This is a genomic window from Acinetobacter sp. LMB-5, assembly GCF_001541635.1.
Taxonomy (GTDB): Bacteria; Pseudomonadota; Gammaproteobacteria; order Pseudomonadales; family Moraxellaceae; genus Acinetobacter; species Acinetobacter pittii.
In genome coordinates this window covers 239740-256903 of record NZ_LRDR01000006.1, presented here as the reverse complement: position 1 = coordinate 256903, position 17164 = coordinate 239740, and the positions used below count along the sequence as shown (strand labels likewise).

Below are 17164 nucleotides of genomic sequence, written 5' to 3'. Positions count from 1 at the left end.
GATAGAAGAATGAAACGGTCGATACTTGGTTTAATCTATTTAATTCAAGGAATGCGCAATGCTGGCATTGATGTCGACTCACGTTTGGCCGATATAGGTATTAAAGTCGATGCTTTAGACCCGAGTTCCACAATTCATGATCGTCTTGAATGGGACATTCAACAAATAATTAGTAAAAATGTAGAGCCTGAAAAGGGTTTATTTATTGGACAGCATTATGCTTTAGCCGGTTACGGCCCATTGCTTATGCTACTTGTCACAAGTAATGATATTCAAACTGCTTTAAATAAAGGTATAAAATATCAAAAGCTTACGCACTTATTTGGTAGCTTGGCTTTAAATGAAACTGATGAGCGGACGATTTTAAATTATTTGCCTGTTGATTTAAAAACGGAAATTGGCCAGTTACGGGCACAATGTGAAATCTCTGGAACTTATAAATTTATTCAAGATATTTATACGATGATGGGATTACAAATGCCTACGATGCGTATAGAACTTCCATTTGAAAAACCTACTGATATAGAAACTTTGTCACACTATTTTGCATATTATGGCGAAGATGTACATTTTAATGGTAAATATGCGGCATTTAGCCTAAGTAAGGATGTACTTGAAATCAAGATTCCTTCTGCCGATATCATCACACATCGTATTTATGAATCAAAATGTATTGCAGAAATAACAAGATTAAATCAACAAGATCATCAAACTCCACATATCATACAATGTGTGCAAGATTATCTTGAACTGCAACAAGGAATTATCCCGAGCATGGCGGAAACAGCTTTTGCATTGAAAATACCTGAAAGGACATTAAGGCATCAACTGCAACAGCTAAATACGAGTTATAAGCAAATTCGTGAACAAATTATCAAGAATAAGGCATTGAAGCTTATGGAATATAGGGAATACTCAATAGAAGTTGTTGCCGAATTACTCGGCTATTCTGAACCGGCGGCATTTAATCATGCATTTAAACGATGGTTTGGACAGAGTCCTCGACAATATGCAAAAGAGACATCGTCGTAACTCTTGATGCTAAAAGCTAATGTGGTTGAACAAAATGTTCGCTATACTCTCATCAGTTAAAATTGAAATAAAACGATATGTTAAATTTAAAATCTTCTCATAGTACTGCATTCACACCTTCTTCCCCAGCAGAACGCTATGCTGAGGCTTTAGCTTCAGGTCAATTTATGGCAGATGAAGCGCAAGCACAGGCAGTGCAAGAATTAGATCGCGTATGGAAAGAACTTTTAAACCGTTATAAAGCCTCAAAAAAAGCTTTCCGTCGTTTCCGTCGCCAAACTTCACCTAAAGGTGTATATATGTGGGGCGGAGTAGGCCGGGGGAAAACTTGGCTTATGGATCAATTTTATGAATCTGTGCCATTTCGCCGTAAAACGCGTATGCATTTTCATCATTTCATGCAACATGTTCATAAGGAGCTAAATAAGCTTTCAGGCCAACGTAATCCACTTGAAATCGTAGCTGACCAAATCTATAAAGATGCTGTCGTTATTTGTTTTGATGAGTTCTTTGTATCAAATGTAACAGATGCAATGATCTTAAGCGATTTATTCCAAAAATTATTTGTGCGTGGTGTGACATTAATTGCAACATCAAACATTGCACCAGATGGCTTATATAAAAACGGTATTCACCGTGATCGTTTCTTGCCAACCATTGAAATGGTTAAAAAGAACTGTGCTGTTTTAAATGTAGATGCAGGTGTGGACTATCGTTTGCGTGTACTAAAACAAGCTCAATTATTTAAATCGCCATTAACGAATGAAGCGCAAAGCTGGATGGCTGAACGTTTTAGTGCTTTAACCCATACACAAGCTCATTCTCAAGAGCCGATTGTGATTAATAATCGTGTTGTCGAGACTTTGGGACATACAGAAGATGTGTTGTGGTGTGAGTTTTCTGAACTCTGCTTTAAACCACGTAGCCCAGCCGATTTTATTGAAATTGCGAATATTTATAATACGGTTCTAGTGAGTAATGTTCCTCATTTGACAGATTTCTTGTCAGAAGGTACTCGTCGTTTTATTTATCTAGTCGATGAATTCTACGATCGAGGTGTGAAATTACTTTTAACGTCTCAAGATAGTATTATTGATATTTATCAAGGTGAAAAATTAGCATTTGAAATTGAGCGTACGCGTTCACGTTTGCTAGAAATGCAGTCTGATGAATATTTACATTCTGAACATCGACATATTGATGCTACAAAAACCTCTTAAGTAAAGTAGATATGAAAAGCGCTCTAGATTGAGCGCTTTTTTATAACAAAAAATAGATAAATTTAATTAAATAGTGCTTTTTCACACAGCAAAGTTTGATATAACTAAATACGCTTTAGAAAAACAAGATAGTGAAATTTTTTGTCTGTTAACAAAAAGTCTAGTTTCAGTATCTTTAAATATTGAATAAATTGATGGGAATCCTAGTTAGAATTTTAATATTTCCTATATAGGAAAATTTATCTTTGTCAATAGTTTTGCAAGGGAAAATGCTTACTATTTAGGAATGTGATATTAGTATTCAGCTTAATTTAAATCGGTATACTAGGATTCTCTTGGTATAAAAAGTAGCAACTTCAGGAAAGACAATGACTGCACGTATTCAAAAAGGCAAGTTAGCGATTGCTAAAGAACTTTACGATTTTATCGAAAATGAAGCTTTACCAGGTTCTGGTTTAGATAGTGAAACTTACTGGAAGAACTTTGAGCAAGTTGTTGTCGATCTTAGCCCAAAAAATAAAGCATTATTGGCTAAGCGTGATGAATTACAAGCAAAAATTGATGAATGGCACCGTAACAACAAATTTGAATTAGGTGCTTATAAAACGTTCTTAACTGAAATTGGTTATTTATTACCAGAAGTTGAAGATTTTCAAATTACTACTGAAAATGTAGATGAAGAAATTGCGTTGTTGGCAGGACCACAGTTAGTTGTACCTGTACGTAATGCACGTTATTGCTTAAATGCAGCAAATGCCCGTTGGGGTTCTTTATATGATGCACTTTACGGCTTCGATGTAATTTCTGAAGAAGGCGGAGCTGAAAAGGGTAAAGGATATAATCCTGTTCGTGGTGCAAAAGTTATTGAGTTCGCTAAGAATTTCTTAAATGAAGTTTTCCCGCTTGCTCAAGGTTCACATGCAGATGCAACAAAATATGCAATTGAGCAAAATAAACTTGTTGTAACTTTGAAAGATGGTTCAAAAACAGGTTTAGCTCATGAAGCTCAGTTTGTTGGTTTCAATGGTGAAGAAGAAAATCCTTCAGAAGTTGTACTTTTAAGTAATGGTCTTCATGTCATTATCGAAATTGATGCAAATAGCCCAATTGGACAAACTGATCCAGCGGGTGTTAAAGATTTAACATTTGAAGCGGCAGTAACCACAATTCAAGATTTGGAAGACTCTGTTGCGGCTGTCGATGCAGAAGAAAAAGTTGAAGGTTACCGTAATTGGTTAGGTTTAATGAAGGGTACACTTCAAGAATCTATTGAAAAGAATGGTAAAACGATTGTTCGTGATCTAAATAAAGATCGCGAAATTAAAAACTTAATTGGTGGTACAACAAAACTTCATGGTCGTTCACTTATGTTACTTCGTAACGTAGGTCACTTAATGACTAACCCAGCTATTTTGGTAGATGGTGAAGAAATTTTCGAAGGTATTATGGATGCATTGGTAACTCCATTGTTATCAATTGCTGATATCCGTAGTACAAACGAAAATAAAAACTCTCGTAAAGGTTCTATGTATATTGTTAAGCCAAAAATGCATGGTCCTGAAGAAGTTGCATTTGCTGTAGAGTTATTTGAACGTGCTGAACAGGCGATTGGATTACCACCTAAATCGTTAAAAATCGGTATTATGGATGAAGAGCGCCGTACATCTGTAAACTTGAAAAACTGTATTGCTGCTGCTAAAGACCGTACAATCTTTATTAATACTGGCTTTATGGACCGTACGGGTGACGAAATCCATACTTCTATGGAAGCTGCGCCAGTTGTTCGTAAAGAAGCTGTTAAAACACAAAAATGGATTGCTGCTTACGAAAACCGTAACGTTGCAATTGGCTTGAAATGTGGTTTACAAGGTAAAGCACAGATTGGTAAAGGTATGTGGCCAAAACCAGATAGCATGAAAGATATGTTAGCAACTAAAGCTGCACATCCAAATGCTGGTGCTTCTTGTGCTTGGGTTCCATCTCCAACTGGTGCTGTTCTTCACGCGATGCATTACCATCAAGTAAATGTAAAAGCACGTCAAGATCAGTTAAAAGCTGAAGAAATGTTGTCATTAGATGACCTATTAACCCCTCCATTTGCACCTGATACAAATTGGTCAGCGGAAGAGATTAACAATGAACTTGAAAATAACTGCCAAGGTATCTTAGGTTATGTTGTTCGTTGGGTTGACTTAGGTGTAGGTTGTTCGAAAGTTCCTGATATTAACAACGTGGGCTTAATGGAAGACCGTGCAACATTACGTATTTCTTCTCAACACGTTGCTAACTGGTTACGTCACGGTATTGTAACTCGTGAACAAGTTGAAGAAGTGCTTAAACGTATGGCAAAAATTGTTGATGAGCAAAATGCGAATGACCCATTGTATAAACCAATGGCAGCTAACTTTGAAACAAATATTGCTTTCCAAGCAGCTTCTGACCTTATCTTCAAAGGTTGTGAACAGCCTTCTGGTTACACTGAGCCGTTACTTCATGCTGCTCGTTTGAAGTTAAAAGGTTATACAGGTGATTAATTTCATCCTGTTTTGAAAAAAGCCTCTTCGGAGGCTTTTTTTATTTTCGGTATATTTTGTGCTTATAGGAAGGGAATTTATAGCTAAAAGGTTTTGAATTTGATTAGTCTAAAAGATCTTGATCGTGAGAATTGGATTCTATGTGCAAAGCTGTCGTTGGATGAATATCAAAAGGACTATGTTGCACCAAATGTATATTCTATTGCTGAGTCTAAAGTGGAAGAACATTACTGTCCAAGAGTGATCTGTTTTAATGATGAAGTCGTTGGGTTCCTAATGTATTGCGTCGAAATTGATCCACCTGATGAGACATTATTTTGGTTGTTTCGTTTGATGATTAGCAAAGATAATCAAGTCAAAGGTTATGGTACTAAGGTATTGCAAATAGCAATTGATGAAATGGCTGCAAAAGGAGCTAAACGAATTAGAACGATGTATAAATCATCCAACTATGTGGCTGGAAAACTTTATAAAAAAATGGGTTTCCGAGAAACTGGAGAATATGATGAGTGTGGAGATATTATTTTAGAGTTGAATATTTCTAATTAAAAAAACGCTAACTGAAGATTCAAGTTAGCGCAGGAGTTAATAGAATTAAATATATTGAAAAGCAATATTAGTTATTGCTCACAATTCCAATTTTAGTGACACCTAAACGTTGTGCAGTAGCCATGACCATTGCTACATTCTTATATTCAGCCATCTGGTCTGGTTTGAGTTTGATCTGGTCTTGATCTTTTTTAGCAACAACACCTTGAAATAAAGTCTCTAGCGCCTTTCGGTCAGAAACCTCTTGGTTATTCCAAAATACTTTGCCTACCGCATCAATTCTTACATCAATCACTTCAGGTGGCTTTTCATTTGTTGGTGGCGGTGTGCCATTTGGCAAATTAATATTAATCGCGTTGTTTGGTGCAGGTATAGTAATAATAAACATAATAATAAGTACCAGCATGACATCAATAAGAGGTGTCATGTTGACTTCTAACATCACATCGTCATCATTATTTGAACCGACATTCATACCCATAAAATTCTCCTTAAGTTAATTACGGGGAGGCTGGAGGGGTAGTAACAAAAGCAATTTTGCCAATACCAGCTTCTTTGGTCGTACTAATGACCTGATCTATCGCTTCAAAATGGGTAAGCTGATCACCCCGAATATGAACTTCTGGCTGAGGTCTTTTTTGTGCAACTGCTTGAAGTTTTGCCAGTAATATCTCTTTACTAGGCACATAACTTTCGTTCCAGAAAATATCGCCTTTCTTATTTACTGAGAGTTGAATATTTTCAGGCGTAGTTGCATAGGGAGTATTTTTTTCTTCTGGTAGTTTCACTGGAACCGTATGTGTGACTACCGGAATAGTAATAAGAAAAATAATAAGTAAAACCAACATGACATCAACCAGAGGTGTCGTGTTAATTGTGCCAATCATTTCGTCATCATCTTCAGAACCAACACTCATACCCATAATGTTTGCTCCTGATTATTTAATACTGCGATTAACTGAATTATTGGTATTAATTTCTCCACTTAATAAAACCGCGTGTAAATCTGAACCAAATGAACGAACATTTTCCATAACGGCTTTATTACGGCGTGTAAGCCAGTTATAACCAAGTACAGCAGGTACTGCGACTGCAAGACCAATCGCTGTCATAATCAGAGCCTCACCAACGGGGCCTGCAACTTTATCGATAGATGCTTGACCTGAGATACCAATGGCTGTTAATGCGTGATAAATTCCCCAAACCGTACCAAAAAGTCCAACAAATGGTGCAGTAGAACCTACTGTTGCTAAAAAGGCTAAACCACCGCCTAAATGATTTTGTATTTTCTCAATTGCGCGTTGAATTGAAATGCTCACCCATGTATTAAAATCGATTCGTTCAAGTAAAGAACCGCCATGTGATTTAGTTGAATTAATACCTTTTTCTGCAATAAAGCGAAAAGCGCTACTTTGTTCTAAACCTTCTGCAGCATTATCAAGGGAGGTAGCTTCCCAAAAGTGTTTTTCAGCTTCTTTGCCTTGGCGTTTGACTTTACCTTGCTGCAATAGTTTAGAGATGATGATGTACCAAGTTCCAATCGACATGAGTACTAATATAAATAAGGTAGACTTAGCAACTAAATCACCTTCGCGCCAAAGGGCTTCTAGACCATATGGATTTTTAACAGTTTCGCTTGTTGCGGGTTTCGGTGGTGGAGTTGGAGTATTTGTACTTGACGTAGCTTCAGTAGTTGCTGTGGCCACAGGAGTATTGCTTGTTTCTTCTGCGAAAACTGAGCTTAATGGAAGTAACGAGCAAGCTGCGATTAGACTTGCAGAAGCGAAACGAACTAAAGGTTGAGTTGATTTTTTCATCATATATCTCCAATATTTTTTAATTTCTTGCTAATTCAATTGTTTATTCAATTACGAATGGATATTCAATTTCATACCAATCTTGCTGAGGTACACCATCTTTCATTGCTGGTTTGAACGTACATAAGCTGTAAGCTTTAGTTGCAGCCTTATCTAAAATTTTGCTGCCACTCGATTTTTTTACTTTGGCATCAATAACTTTGCCGGATGTATCAACCAGAACACGTATACGCACTGTCCCTTGTTCTTCATTCATAAGTGCTTCGCGTGGATATTCTGGTTTTTCACAACCAGCAGAACCCTCTGAAACACCACGACTTACTCCAGCTGGTTTGGGGGCTGGCGCAGCAGCCACTGGAGCAGGTGTGGCAACAGGGCTTGGAGATGGGGTACTAGGTGTAGCAGGAGCTGGGGTAGCCACTTTAGTTGGTTGAGCCACCGATGTCGTTTTTTGTACCGGTGTTGCTACTTTCTCTACTTGTTTAGGTGACTCAGGAACCTTGGCAACTTTTTCTACCATTTTAGGTGGCTCAGGTGGTTTTTCCTTAGGTTTTGGCTCCTCTGGTTTTGGTGGAGGAGGCGGCTTAATATCCTGAATAATTTGTAATTCCACAGGTTTTTCTGCTGGTTTTTGAATATTGTTTGCTAAACCTGACATCAGAATATAGGCAACAAGGAGATGCAGAAAAATAACTGCAGCAATACCAATTAGGCGTTTGGCAGATTTATTTTCTATGTCTGTAAAAGTCATGCCCATAGTTACTCCTGAAACTGTAGACAAACAATTTATATTGAAATGCTTGGATAAAGACTTATGCATTTCTTGTTTGGCTAAGTGAGAATTTCATTTTGCAAACATGGTCCATTGATGTTATGGAGCCATATTTGCAAAACACCCGTTTAGAACTTGTAAGTACCACGTAGGAAGTACGTACGGCCTGTAGGGTCGCTGTAACGAGGGTCATAGCCCATTTGGAAGTTGTCCTCAACATTGGTTGCAGCAGGTTCTTCATCAAAGATATTCTTGATACCGGCTGTTAACTCTAAGTTCTTAAAGCCTTTGTATGTGCCTGAAACGTTGTAGAGTGTGTAGTCGCTGACTTTATGGTTTTGGTCTGATGCATTCTGATCGTCATAACCACGAGTGAACTGTTGTTGGAAGTTGAGTGCCCAGTCTTCGTAATTCCAATTTAGGTTGGCAACATGTTTCCATCGAATAATTGGACCAGTACCTTCATAGCTGCCTACATTGTGAATCCATTCACCATCTTTTTCATTTTGGTAGTCATATTTGATGACATAAGTACCATCAATACCAAAGCTATAACGGCCTGTTGCAGTCATTGGTGTAGCATAGTTTAAGCTCACATCAATGCCGGAGGTTTTTAAATCTCCCATATTTTGTTGAGTAGTGATGATATATGCGAGTGAACCATCAGAATTACGTACAAATTTATCTGCATATTTGATTGGATTATTAAAAATATCGCTTTCTGGAAGAGCTGAAATTTGTTTTTCAACTTCGATATTGTAATAGTCTAAAGTTAAGACTAGGTTTTTGATCGGTTCTAACACAAAGCCGGCTGTAAACGACTTTGATTCTTCTGCATCTAAGTCTTTGTTACCACCATTTTTACGGTCAAATTGCATATTACAGTCGCGGCTTTTATCACCACCAGCGGCTTCGTTTACTTTTCCACCTGGGCAAAGAATTGGATCATCATAGCTGGCAGATGTATTAGTTATTGAGTTTGGTGCATTCATTTCCCAAAGAGTAGGGGCGCGGAAACCTGTACTATAAGAAGTACGGAACATCAATTGTTTGATTGGTTCCCAACGGAGTGCAAATTTAGGGTTAAAAGTATCACCAAAGTCGCTGTAATCATCATAACGTGCAGCAAGTTGAGCTTCTAATGTTTTATGGAGTGGAATGTGCAGCTCGGTAAAAGCTGCTTTGATTTCACGTTTACCTTTGTTGATAGGTTCATCTGGATCTACACCAGTACTTGGTGCGAGACTTGCGATTTCTGAATTTACTTTTGATGTCCAGTCATCTCGACGGTAACTAGCCCCGACTGCGAAACCAACATCGCCTGCTGGTAAAGTATAAATTGGACGGCTTGCTGTGAAATCAACTGTGGTTGAATCAACATCAGCATCCATATATTTGCCAGTTACACCTAAAGTATCCCATAAACCAGCATCTTCAGGTTGTTGTGCACCAAAAGGATTAAGTTTTCCTGCAAGTAGTGCTTCAGAAGTCTTGCTGTAGTTTAAGTAGCCGCTGTTTAAAGCATCTGAGGCTTTACTTTTTGCATAGGTAATACCTGTGTTGATGTCCCAACCATAAGCGTCACCTTCTATACCGCCAAAGATACGATGGGATTCATTGACACTCGTACTTACACGATTGCCAGCTTGAGAGCGTAGAGATAGGGTGACGTCTTGCCCATTGACACCTGCTAATGCAGGGGTAATGCCGTTACCTGGATAGTATTTACTATTTCCTTCAAGTGGTAAATCGAAGAATACATCTGGTGCAACCGAAGTAGTGACTTCATTACGTGCATATACATATTCAGCTATAGCATTAAAATTATCGTTCAGTTTAAATGTAGCTCGGCCCATAGCTGAGATGTCTTCTGTTTTTGGAACAATACCGATTACCGCTTGACTATTGAAGCGACAGGTATTTCCATCAACGTAAATAAGAGGATTATCTCCACAACCTGTTGCAGCATAAGGATTCCCTAAGTTTTTTGAAATATTTGCAGGAAATGCACCGCTACTACCTCTTGTAACACCTAGTTCAGGAAGTAAGCCGCCGCGCTTACTAACCTTACGATCTTGGGCCATGATGTCATTACCATGACGATAATCTACAACACCAAAAACGTTGAAACCATTTTCATCTATATCACCAAAACCGCCAAAAACGCTAATATCTTGAGTATCTCCATCAGTTTGTTCTGGCTGGGTCAACCCGGCACTAATATTTAAACCAGTGAATTGTTTTTTTGTAATGAAATTAATAACACCACCAATAGCATCTGTCCCGTAAATGGCAGAGGCTCCATCACGTAATACTTCAATGCGCTCTAACATGGCAAGTGGGATGATATTGAGGTTAGTCACACCGCTATCGTAAGCATTGGCTGCTAGACGTCGTCCATTGAGTAAAATCAGGGTTTTGTTGGCACCAATACCACGTAGGTTTGCTGTTGAGCCAGCTGTACCGCTAGCTCCTACATTTTGTGCCGTAACAAATCCCGCTTGATTTGCGGTGATTTTAGATAATGCTTCCTCTGTTGTTGTTACCCCTTGTTTTAATATTTCATCAACTTTCACCACTGTGATTGGCGACGCACTTTGTGCTGCAACTCCTTTGATTGAAGAACCTGTAACGGCAACTTTTACGACTTTTGTTGGTTTTTCATCAGTACTTGATTGTTCAGTTTCTGCTGCCTGTGCCAGGGTAAGACACATCATACTTAAACTAAGGGTGCTTAATTTAAGAATTGTTTTGCTGATCTTGGGGGTTGCCTGAGATCGAACATTGTATTTTTTTTTCATCGTGGATTTGATCCCTTTTTGTTGTCGTTAGCGATATTGCTGGAAAGTTTTTAAGCAAAGCAAGTGCCAACTATATATTTTTCTTTTTTTAGTTTATGCAAAATATTGATGTATATTGATTTTATTATGGTTCAGCACGAAGGTTCATCTTTTATTAAACAAAAATAAATTTTCCGTTTGGAAAATTTTTGAACGCTAGCCAAAAGTTTCAATTTTTTTGTATAAAAAATATACATTACTGGACTCTTCACATGCTTAATAAATAAAAATGTATCGTTTTAGAACCTTTTTATATGTAATGTTATACTATTTGTAATGCTGAGTTTTTTTTGATTTTTTATTTTAAATCAATTGTTTATTTTATATTTATTTGTTAATTTGGCTTGTCTCAATATGAATCATAATGTGTCATTAATGTATTTTATTTGTGCATTTAAGGTATTAGATGATTAACATATGCAAATATAATATTTGGCAAAAAGTTACTTTTATTTATACAGTTCAAACTATTTTAAGTACCTAATAAAAATATGAATTTCTAATATTATTAATTATTTTGTGATGAATATTAATAAATGGCATGAAATTCGCTTTATTTTCAGTAGTTACAAAAGATTGGGTTTTTTGACTTTGTTTTTCCATTTGTTCAAATAAAAACGCTTATAGAAAAGTAAAGAATTAAACCCAAATAGGCTTATCTGTTGAAAAAGAACTTTTCTTATGCAGATTTAGATGTTACTCAAAAGGATAATATCTTTTAAAAAACTAATTACGTGGGTATGAACTTGAAATTAAAATTTTTTAAGCTCGCCATTTTAAGTCTGGCTATTACATCAGTTCCTTGTGCTTACGCAATTACACCAGCACAACCAAACAAAATTTTGCATGTTGCCTATGAAGCTCCAGATGATGGCTTCGATATGGTTAAAACTACCAATTTCTATAGTGCTAATATTGCTGAGGCAATTTTTGAGCCTTTACTCAAATATGACTATCTGGCACGTCCATTACAGTTAGCTCCCTATACAGTAGAGAGCCTGCCTAAAGTGGAACAAGACGGTAAAGTTTATACTTTTAAAATTAAGCCAGGTATCTATTTTACCAATGATCCCGCTTTTAAAGGTAAACGCCGTGAACTAGTAGCCGAAGACTACGTCTATACAATTAAACGGATTCTAGATCCTAAAAATAGAGCACCGTCTGTTTCATTCATTGATGGTAAGTTACTAGGTGCCGATACGGTTGTAGCTCAAGCAAAGAAAACTGGAAAATTTGATTATGCTGCTCCAATTGCAGGAGTTAAAGTGCTTGATCGATATACTCTACAATTTACCTTAACTCGCCAAGACTATAATTTTCCTTATATTCTTGCCTATATTACTTTTGGCGGAGTTGCTAAAGAGGTTGTTGATTATTACGGTGACCGTATTGCTATGCATCCCGTAGGTACAGGCCCCTACATGTTAAGTAAGTATGTACCAAGAAGTAAGGTCGAGTTGGTTGCTAATCCTGATTATCGTGGTTTTGCCTGGAACTTTAAGTCGACAGGAACACCTTGGGATAACCAGCTTGTTAAGGAAATGTCTGGAAAGAAAATGCCACAAATTGGAAAGGTGGTAGTCAGTATTATCGAAGAACAACAGTCAAGATGGTTAGCTTTTCAGTCGGGTCAATTAGATTTTGACAAACTTACAGCAGATGCTGTTCCTCAAGCTTTAGATGGAAATCAGCTTAAAGCCTCTTTCAAGAAAAGAGGAATTAAACATTATCCAAATAAAGACCCCGAGATTACCTATACGATGATGAACATGCGTGATCCGGTGATTGGAGGTTTTAGTCCAGAAAAGATAGCTCTACGTAGAGCAATTACTTTGTCATACAACCAAAAAGAAAGTATAAAACAGGCTTATAAAGGGCAAGCTGTTCGGGCTGAAATGTTTATACCTGAAGGTGTAAATGGCTATAATCCGAAATATAAAAGTAGCGTAGGATACAACCCACTACTAGCAAATAAATTACTTGATTATTATGGTTATAAAAAAGGTGCTGATGGTTATAGAACCCAGCCAAACGGGAAACCTTTGATTTTAAAAATCAATACAGAAAATAGCTCAGCCTCAGTTATTCACTCCGAACTCTGGAAAAAGAATTTAGATGCGATTGGCATTCGAGCTGACTTTAAGGTAAGTAATTTTGCAGATAACTTAAAAGCCGCAACTCAATGTAAATATATGATTTGGAGTGGGGCATGGATTGCTGACTATCCTGAAGGAGATAATTTTGCACAGTTGCTTTATGGACCAAATGCTGGTCAGGGAAACCATGCTTGTTATCAGTCTAAAACATATGACGCTCTTTATACTCAGGCCATTCATTTACCACCGCAACAACGTCTACCATATTATGAAAAGCTCAATCGCCAGATTGAAGCTGATAACCCATGGATTGTTCATGTAACTCGAATTCGTAACTGGTTAGTACGGCCACAAGTTCAAGGTTTTAAACCCCATCCTATGATGAATACAAACTGGCAATATCTTGATATTACTCCTATTAAAAAATAATTTTAGATAAAGATCATGATGACTGAAAATTTAAAACAAAAGCTCAAACACTGTAGTATCAGCTTGCTATTCGCTAGTATGGCCTTAACGGGATCTACAAGTATTTTTGCGAAAAGCCCAGCCGATCCGAATAAAGTTTTACGTTATGTATTTCCAACAGCTGAGACAGGTTTCGACCCGGCTTATATCCATGATTTATATTCTGCGCATGTAACCACATCGATATTTGAAACTCTATATACCTATGATTATTTAGCAAGGCCGGCAAAACTTATTCCGCAAATAGCAACCGCTATGCCAGAAGTCAGTGCCGATGGTCTGACCTATACCATTCGCATTAAGAAGGGAATTTATTTTACGCCAGACCCTGTTTTTAAAGGCAAACCTAGAGAATTAACAGCTAATGATTATGCGTACTCTTTTAAGCGTTTATTGGACCCGAATCTGCGCTCTCCAAATAGCTGGTTATTAGAAAACAAAATTGAAGGTATGGATGCTTTAGTCAAAGCAGCCAATAAATCTGGAAAATTTAACTATGACCAAAAGGTAAGTGGTTTACAAACACCTGATAAATACACTTTGGTGATTCGTTTAGTTAAGCCAGACTATAACTTTCCTTTATTACTGGCCCATGACCCGACAGGTGCGGTGGCACGTGAAGTTATCGAAAAGTATAAAGACAAAGCTGGTTATGTAATGGGCCATCCTGTAGGTACCGGCCCTTATGTGCTGAGCAAGTGGGTACCAGCATCGCGTATTGTTTTAAAAGCGAATCCTGATTATCGCGGCTTTACTTGGAACTTTACTGCCAGCAGCCCTGAAGATCAGGCAATTGTGAAGCGACTTAAAGGTAAAAAAATGCCTCAAATCGGCACAATTGATATTCAGGTGATGGAAGAAAACCAATCGCGGTGGCTAGCATTTCAGCGTGGTGAGGTTGATATATTTCAGCTTGAAGGCCAACTGGTCGCAAAAGCGGTTAAAGACGGTAAATTAAGACCTGAACTTGCTAAAGAAGGTGTGCAGTTATCTCGCATTGTTGACCCCGAAATTAGCTATATTTATTGGAATCTTAAAAATCCAGTCATTGGCGGAATGAGTAAAGAAAAAATTGCTTTACGCCGTGCGATTGCGATGTCTCGTTCGATAGATCAAGAAATTAAACTAGTAAGAAATGATGATGCACAGCGTCTACATTTTCCAATTCCACCAGGTGTAGTGGGTAATGACCCTCAATACAGAACCAGTACCCCATATTCTGTGAAAGCAGCAAATTTACTATTAGATAGATATCACTATAAAAAAGATGCCTCAGGTTGGCGTACTCAACCAGATGGGAAACCTCTGGTCATTGAATATATGGCGCGTAGTGACAGTATTGGCCAGCAAAGCGCTGAACTCTGGAAGAAAAATTTTGATAGTTTGAATATCCGTATGGTCTTTAAACCCATGCTCTTTGCAGATCTTATTCGTGCGCAAAAACAATGTGAAGGGATGTTCGGGTCTTCTGCATGGATAGCCGATTATCCAGATGGTGATAATTTTATGCAGAATTTTTATGGACCCAATACACATATGACGAACTGGTCTTGTGGTTCTACACCAGAGTTTGATCAGTTGTATCGCCAAACGCAACAAATGCAAGCAGGTGCTGAGAGAGATGCGCTTTATCGAAAAATGACACGGTTGTTAGAAGTGTATATGCCTGTCCAAATCTCATATGCACGCTACCGGAATATGCTGGCTCAACCAAAAATCATTGGATATAAGAAGCATCCAATTTTACATGCAGAGTGGATGTATTTCGATATTGATACAAATACTAAATCTAATCATTAAATGAAAAAAATTGGAGATACGATGAAAAATAATGCACTGAAAATGACAACTTTATGTATGTTGACCATAGGTGTAAGTCAGTTTGCAATGGCAGAGACAACACGTCCTACTTTGCCATTACTTAAAGCACAACAACTTCCAGCATGGTGTGATGCGAATTTAAAAAAGATTCAGAAAGAGATTTCAAATTTTGAAAAAACACCTGTTAAAGATAATGCAGCAGCGGCACCTATATTGGCAAAATGGGATAAAATTTTTGCGCATTTTGAAGATTTCTCAGGTCCTATAAGTCTATATAGTAACGTAGACCCAGATGCAAAGTTACGTAAGGCAGCAGAAGACTGTGAAATCAAAATTAATCAGTTTCATACTGATATATTTCAAAATTCAAAATTATATAACGTCATTAAGAATACAAAAGCTACTGATCCGATAGACCAAAAATATCGTCAAGATATCTTAGATCAATTTGAAGACACAGGCGTTCAACTTGAGCCAGTAAAACGTGCACGAATGAAAGCTATTCTGGATGAGTTGACCAAACTCGAACAAGAATATGCCCGTAACGTCCGTGATAATCCAGAGAAACTTGAGTTTACTCCTGAAGAGATGAAAGGCTTACCTCAAAGTTATATTTCAGCATTAAAGAAAAATGCTAAAGGCAACTATTTATTAGGTTTTGAATATCCGGAATATCGTCCTTTTATGGAGTTGGCAGATAATGATGATGCCCGAAAAAGATATCAAATTGCCTTTACGCGACGGGGTACTGAACAAAATTTAAAACTACTTAAACAGGCAATTGATTTGCGTTATGAGCTTGCTCAGTTATTTGGAAAAGCAAGTTATGCAGATTGGGTTTTAAAAGACCGTATGGCTAAAACGCCTGAGGCTGTAAATCAATTTTTGGCAGAAGTACAAAAAACAGTAGCACCACTAGAACGCAAAGAAGTAGAAGAACTCCGAGCATTTAAAGCACAAACTTTAAAAACGCCATTAGAAAAAACCGAGATAACGCGTTGGAGTGAAGCTTATTGGAGTGAAAAACTTCGTAAGAGTAAATATCAGATTGATCAGGAAAAACTTCGTGATTATTTTCCAACCTTAGCTGCTCAAAAATGGTTGTTTGCTATTTCATCTGATCTTTATGGTATTGATTTTAAACCTGTCAAAGTTAAAGCATGGCAGGATGAAGTTGAATATTACGATGTGGTTGACAAAAAAACAGGAAAACTCCTTGGTGGCTTATATATGGATAAATTCCCTCGTGAAGGGAAGTATGGCCATGCCGCTGTTTGGGGAGTATATGGTGGTAGTACATTAACAAACCGCTTACCAGTTTCAGCCCTAGTTACGAACTTTAATCGTAAAGGGCTAAATAGCGATGAGCTTGAAACGTTTGTCCATGAGTTTGGTCATGCTCTACACGGCATTTTGTCAAATACCCGCTATACCAGTCAGTCTGGAACATCCGTAGAGCGTGATTTTGTAGAAGCACCATCTCAAATGTATGAAGAGTGGGCACGCCGTAAAGAGACTTTATCTAAAGTGGCTGATTATTGTGATCCAGCATGTCCACGTGTTGACGATGAGTTAATTGCCCGATTAAAAGCAGTACATAACTATGGTCGTGGCTTACGTTATGCGCGTCAGACCCTTTATGCACAGTACGATATGTCATTGCATACTGCTGATGCCTTAAAAGTAAAACCTTTAGAAAATTGGCAAAAAATGGAAGCTGCTACAGCCTTAGGTTATGTACCAACAACCGAGTTTCCTGGGCAGTTTGGGCATTTGATGGGCGGTTATCAAGCAGGTTATTACGGCTATATGTGGTCTGAGGTTTTAGCTTTAGACATGCTTTCTGCATATGGGGACAACCTTAATAACCCGCAAGTTGGACAGCGTTACCGTCAAACCATTTTGTCACAAGGTAGCCAAAAACCGGCAGCTGAATTAGTTAAAGATTTCCTTGGCCGTGAACCTGATAACAAAGCGTTTTTTAATGAAATTACTGGACAACGGGTTAAATAAGG

The 17164-nt window shown here is 37.7% G+C and carries 13 protein-coding genes; 7 read left to right on the top strand and 6 right to left on the bottom strand.

Translation table 11 applies throughout. The annotated features are described in order from the left end of the window. Window positions 1-9 precede the first annotated feature (9 nt). From AW165_RS10090 to AW165_RS10075, 4 genes are all read left to right on the top strand, one after another. Window positions 10-1032 (top strand): AraC family transcriptional regulator, encoded by a 1023-nt coding sequence (locus AW165_RS10090; protein WP_060465731.1) that lies wholly within the window; start codon window positions 10-12, stop codon window positions 1030-1032. 77 nt (window positions 1033-1109) lie between these two features. Further along, the gene (zapE, locus tag AW165_RS10085; protein ID WP_002117902.1) at window positions 1110-2252 is read left to right on the top strand and encodes a cell division protein ZapE; all 1143 of its coding nucleotides are present in this window, start codon (window positions 1110-1112) and stop codon (window positions 2250-2252) included. A 368-nt stretch (window positions 2253-2620) separates the two neighbouring features. Beyond that, window positions 2621-4786 (top strand): malate synthase G, encoded by a 2166-nt coding sequence (locus AW165_RS10080; RefSeq protein ID WP_060465730.1) that lies wholly within the window; start codon window positions 2621-2623, stop codon window positions 4784-4786. 99 nt (window positions 4787-4885) lie between these two features. Continuing rightward, window positions 4886-5335: a GNAT family N-acetyltransferase gene (locus AW165_RS10075; RefSeq protein ID WP_060465729.1), complete on the top strand. Its 450-nt coding sequence runs from the start codon at window positions 4886-4888 to the stop codon at window positions 5333-5335. Between the two features lie 67 nt (window positions 5336-5402). Here AW165_RS10075 and AW165_RS10070 read toward each other — a convergent pair whose 3' ends face one another. The 6 genes from AW165_RS10070 to AW165_RS19635 all read right to left on the bottom strand — a co-directional run bounded on the left by AW165_RS10070 (window position 5403) and on the right by AW165_RS19635 (window position 11367). Beyond that, window positions 5403-5816: an ExbD/TolR family protein gene (locus AW165_RS10070; RefSeq protein ID WP_005076261.1), complete on the bottom strand. Its 414-nt coding sequence runs from the start codon at window positions 5814-5816 to the stop codon at window positions 5403-5405. Window positions 5817-5835: 19 nt separating this feature from the next. Further along, window positions 5836-6258 (bottom strand): ExbD/TolR family protein, encoded by a 423-nt coding sequence (locus tag AW165_RS10065; protein WP_002118000.1) that lies wholly within the window; start codon window positions 6256-6258, stop codon window positions 5836-5838. 15 nt (window positions 6259-6273) lie between these two features. Beyond that, entirely contained in the window at window positions 6274-7155 is an 882-nt protein-coding gene (locus AW165_RS10060; RefSeq protein WP_081410605.1) for a MotA/TolQ/ExbB proton channel family protein, read from the bottom strand. Window positions 7156-7195: 40 nt separating this feature from the next. After that, on the bottom strand, window positions 7196-7909 hold the full coding sequence (locus tag AW165_RS10055) for an energy transducer TonB (protein WP_060465727.1): 714 nt from the start codon (window positions 7907-7909) through the stop codon (window positions 7196-7198). A 143-nt stretch (window positions 7910-8052) separates the two neighbouring features. Continuing rightward, complete coding sequence (locus AW165_RS10050) at window positions 8053-10725, bottom strand: TonB-dependent receptor (protein ID WP_060465726.1); 2673 nt, start codon at window positions 10723-10725, stop codon at window positions 8053-8055. 519 nt (window positions 10726-11244) lie between these two features. Then, the gene (locus tag AW165_RS19635) at window positions 11245-11367 is read right to left on the bottom strand and encodes a hypothetical protein (RefSeq protein ID WP_014206611.1); all 123 of its coding nucleotides are present in this window, start codon (window positions 11365-11367) and stop codon (window positions 11245-11247) included. A gap of 131 nt (window positions 11368-11498) precedes the next feature. On the opposite strand from AW165_RS19635, the gene AW165_RS10045 reads away from it, so the two are divergent. The 3 genes from AW165_RS10045 to AW165_RS10035 are packed head-to-tail and all read left to right on the top strand — an operon-like array spanning window position 11499 to window position 17162. Further along, the gene (locus tag AW165_RS10045) at window positions 11499-13289 is read left to right on the top strand and encodes an ABC transporter substrate-binding protein (RefSeq protein WP_081410604.1); all 1791 of its coding nucleotides are present in this window, start codon (window positions 11499-11501) and stop codon (window positions 13287-13289) included. Window positions 13290-13304: 15 nt separating this feature from the next. After that, window positions 13305-15128 (top strand): ABC transporter substrate-binding protein, encoded by a 1824-nt coding sequence (locus AW165_RS10040; RefSeq protein WP_081410603.1) that lies wholly within the window; start codon window positions 13305-13307, stop codon window positions 15126-15128. Beyond that, window positions 15129-17162, top strand: a complete 2034-nt coding sequence (locus tag AW165_RS10035; RefSeq protein ID WP_081410602.1) for a M3 family metallopeptidase — start codon at window positions 15129-15131, stop codon at window positions 17160-17162. The last annotated feature ends 2 nt before the right edge of the window (window positions 17163-17164 follow it).

Coding starts and splice junctions, on each gene's coding strand:
- AW165_RS10090 (WP_060465731.1), top strand. CDS start 10: ATGAAACGGTCGATACTTGGTTTAATCTATTTAATTCAAGGAATGCGC.
- zapE (WP_002117902.1), top strand. CDS start 1,110: ATGTTAAATTTAAAATCTTCTCATAGTACTGCATTCACACCTTCTTCC.
- AW165_RS10080 (WP_060465730.1), top strand. CDS start 2,621: ATGACTGCACGTATTCAAAAAGGCAAGTTAGCGATTGCTAAAGAACTT.
- AW165_RS10070 (WP_005076261.1), bottom strand. CDS start 5,816: ATGGGTATGAATGTCGGTTCAAATAATGATGACGATGTGATGTTAGAA.
- AW165_RS10065 (WP_002118000.1), bottom strand. CDS start 6,258: ATGGGTATGAGTGTTGGTTCTGAAGATGATGACGAAATGATTGGCACA.
- AW165_RS10060 (WP_081410605.1), bottom strand. CDS start 7,155: ATGATGAAAAAATCAACTCAACCTTTAGTTCGTTTCGCTTCTGCAAGT.
- AW165_RS10055 (WP_060465727.1), bottom strand. CDS start 7,909: ATGGGCATGACTTTTACAGACATAGAAAATAAATCTGCCAAACGCCTA.
- AW165_RS10050 (WP_060465726.1), bottom strand. CDS start 10,725: ATGAAAAAAAAATACAATGTTCGATCTCAGGCAACCCCCAAGATCAGC.
- AW165_RS19635 (WP_014206611.1), bottom strand. CDS start 11,367: ATGGAAAAACAAAGTCAAAAAACCCAATCTTTTGTAACTACTGAAAAT.
- AW165_RS10040 (WP_081410603.1), top strand. CDS start 13,305: ATGATGACTGAAAATTTAAAACAAAAGCTCAAACACTGTAGTATCAGC.
- AW165_RS10035 (WP_081410602.1), top strand. CDS start 15,129: ATGAAAAAAATTGGAGATACGATGAAAAATAATGCACTGAAAATGACA.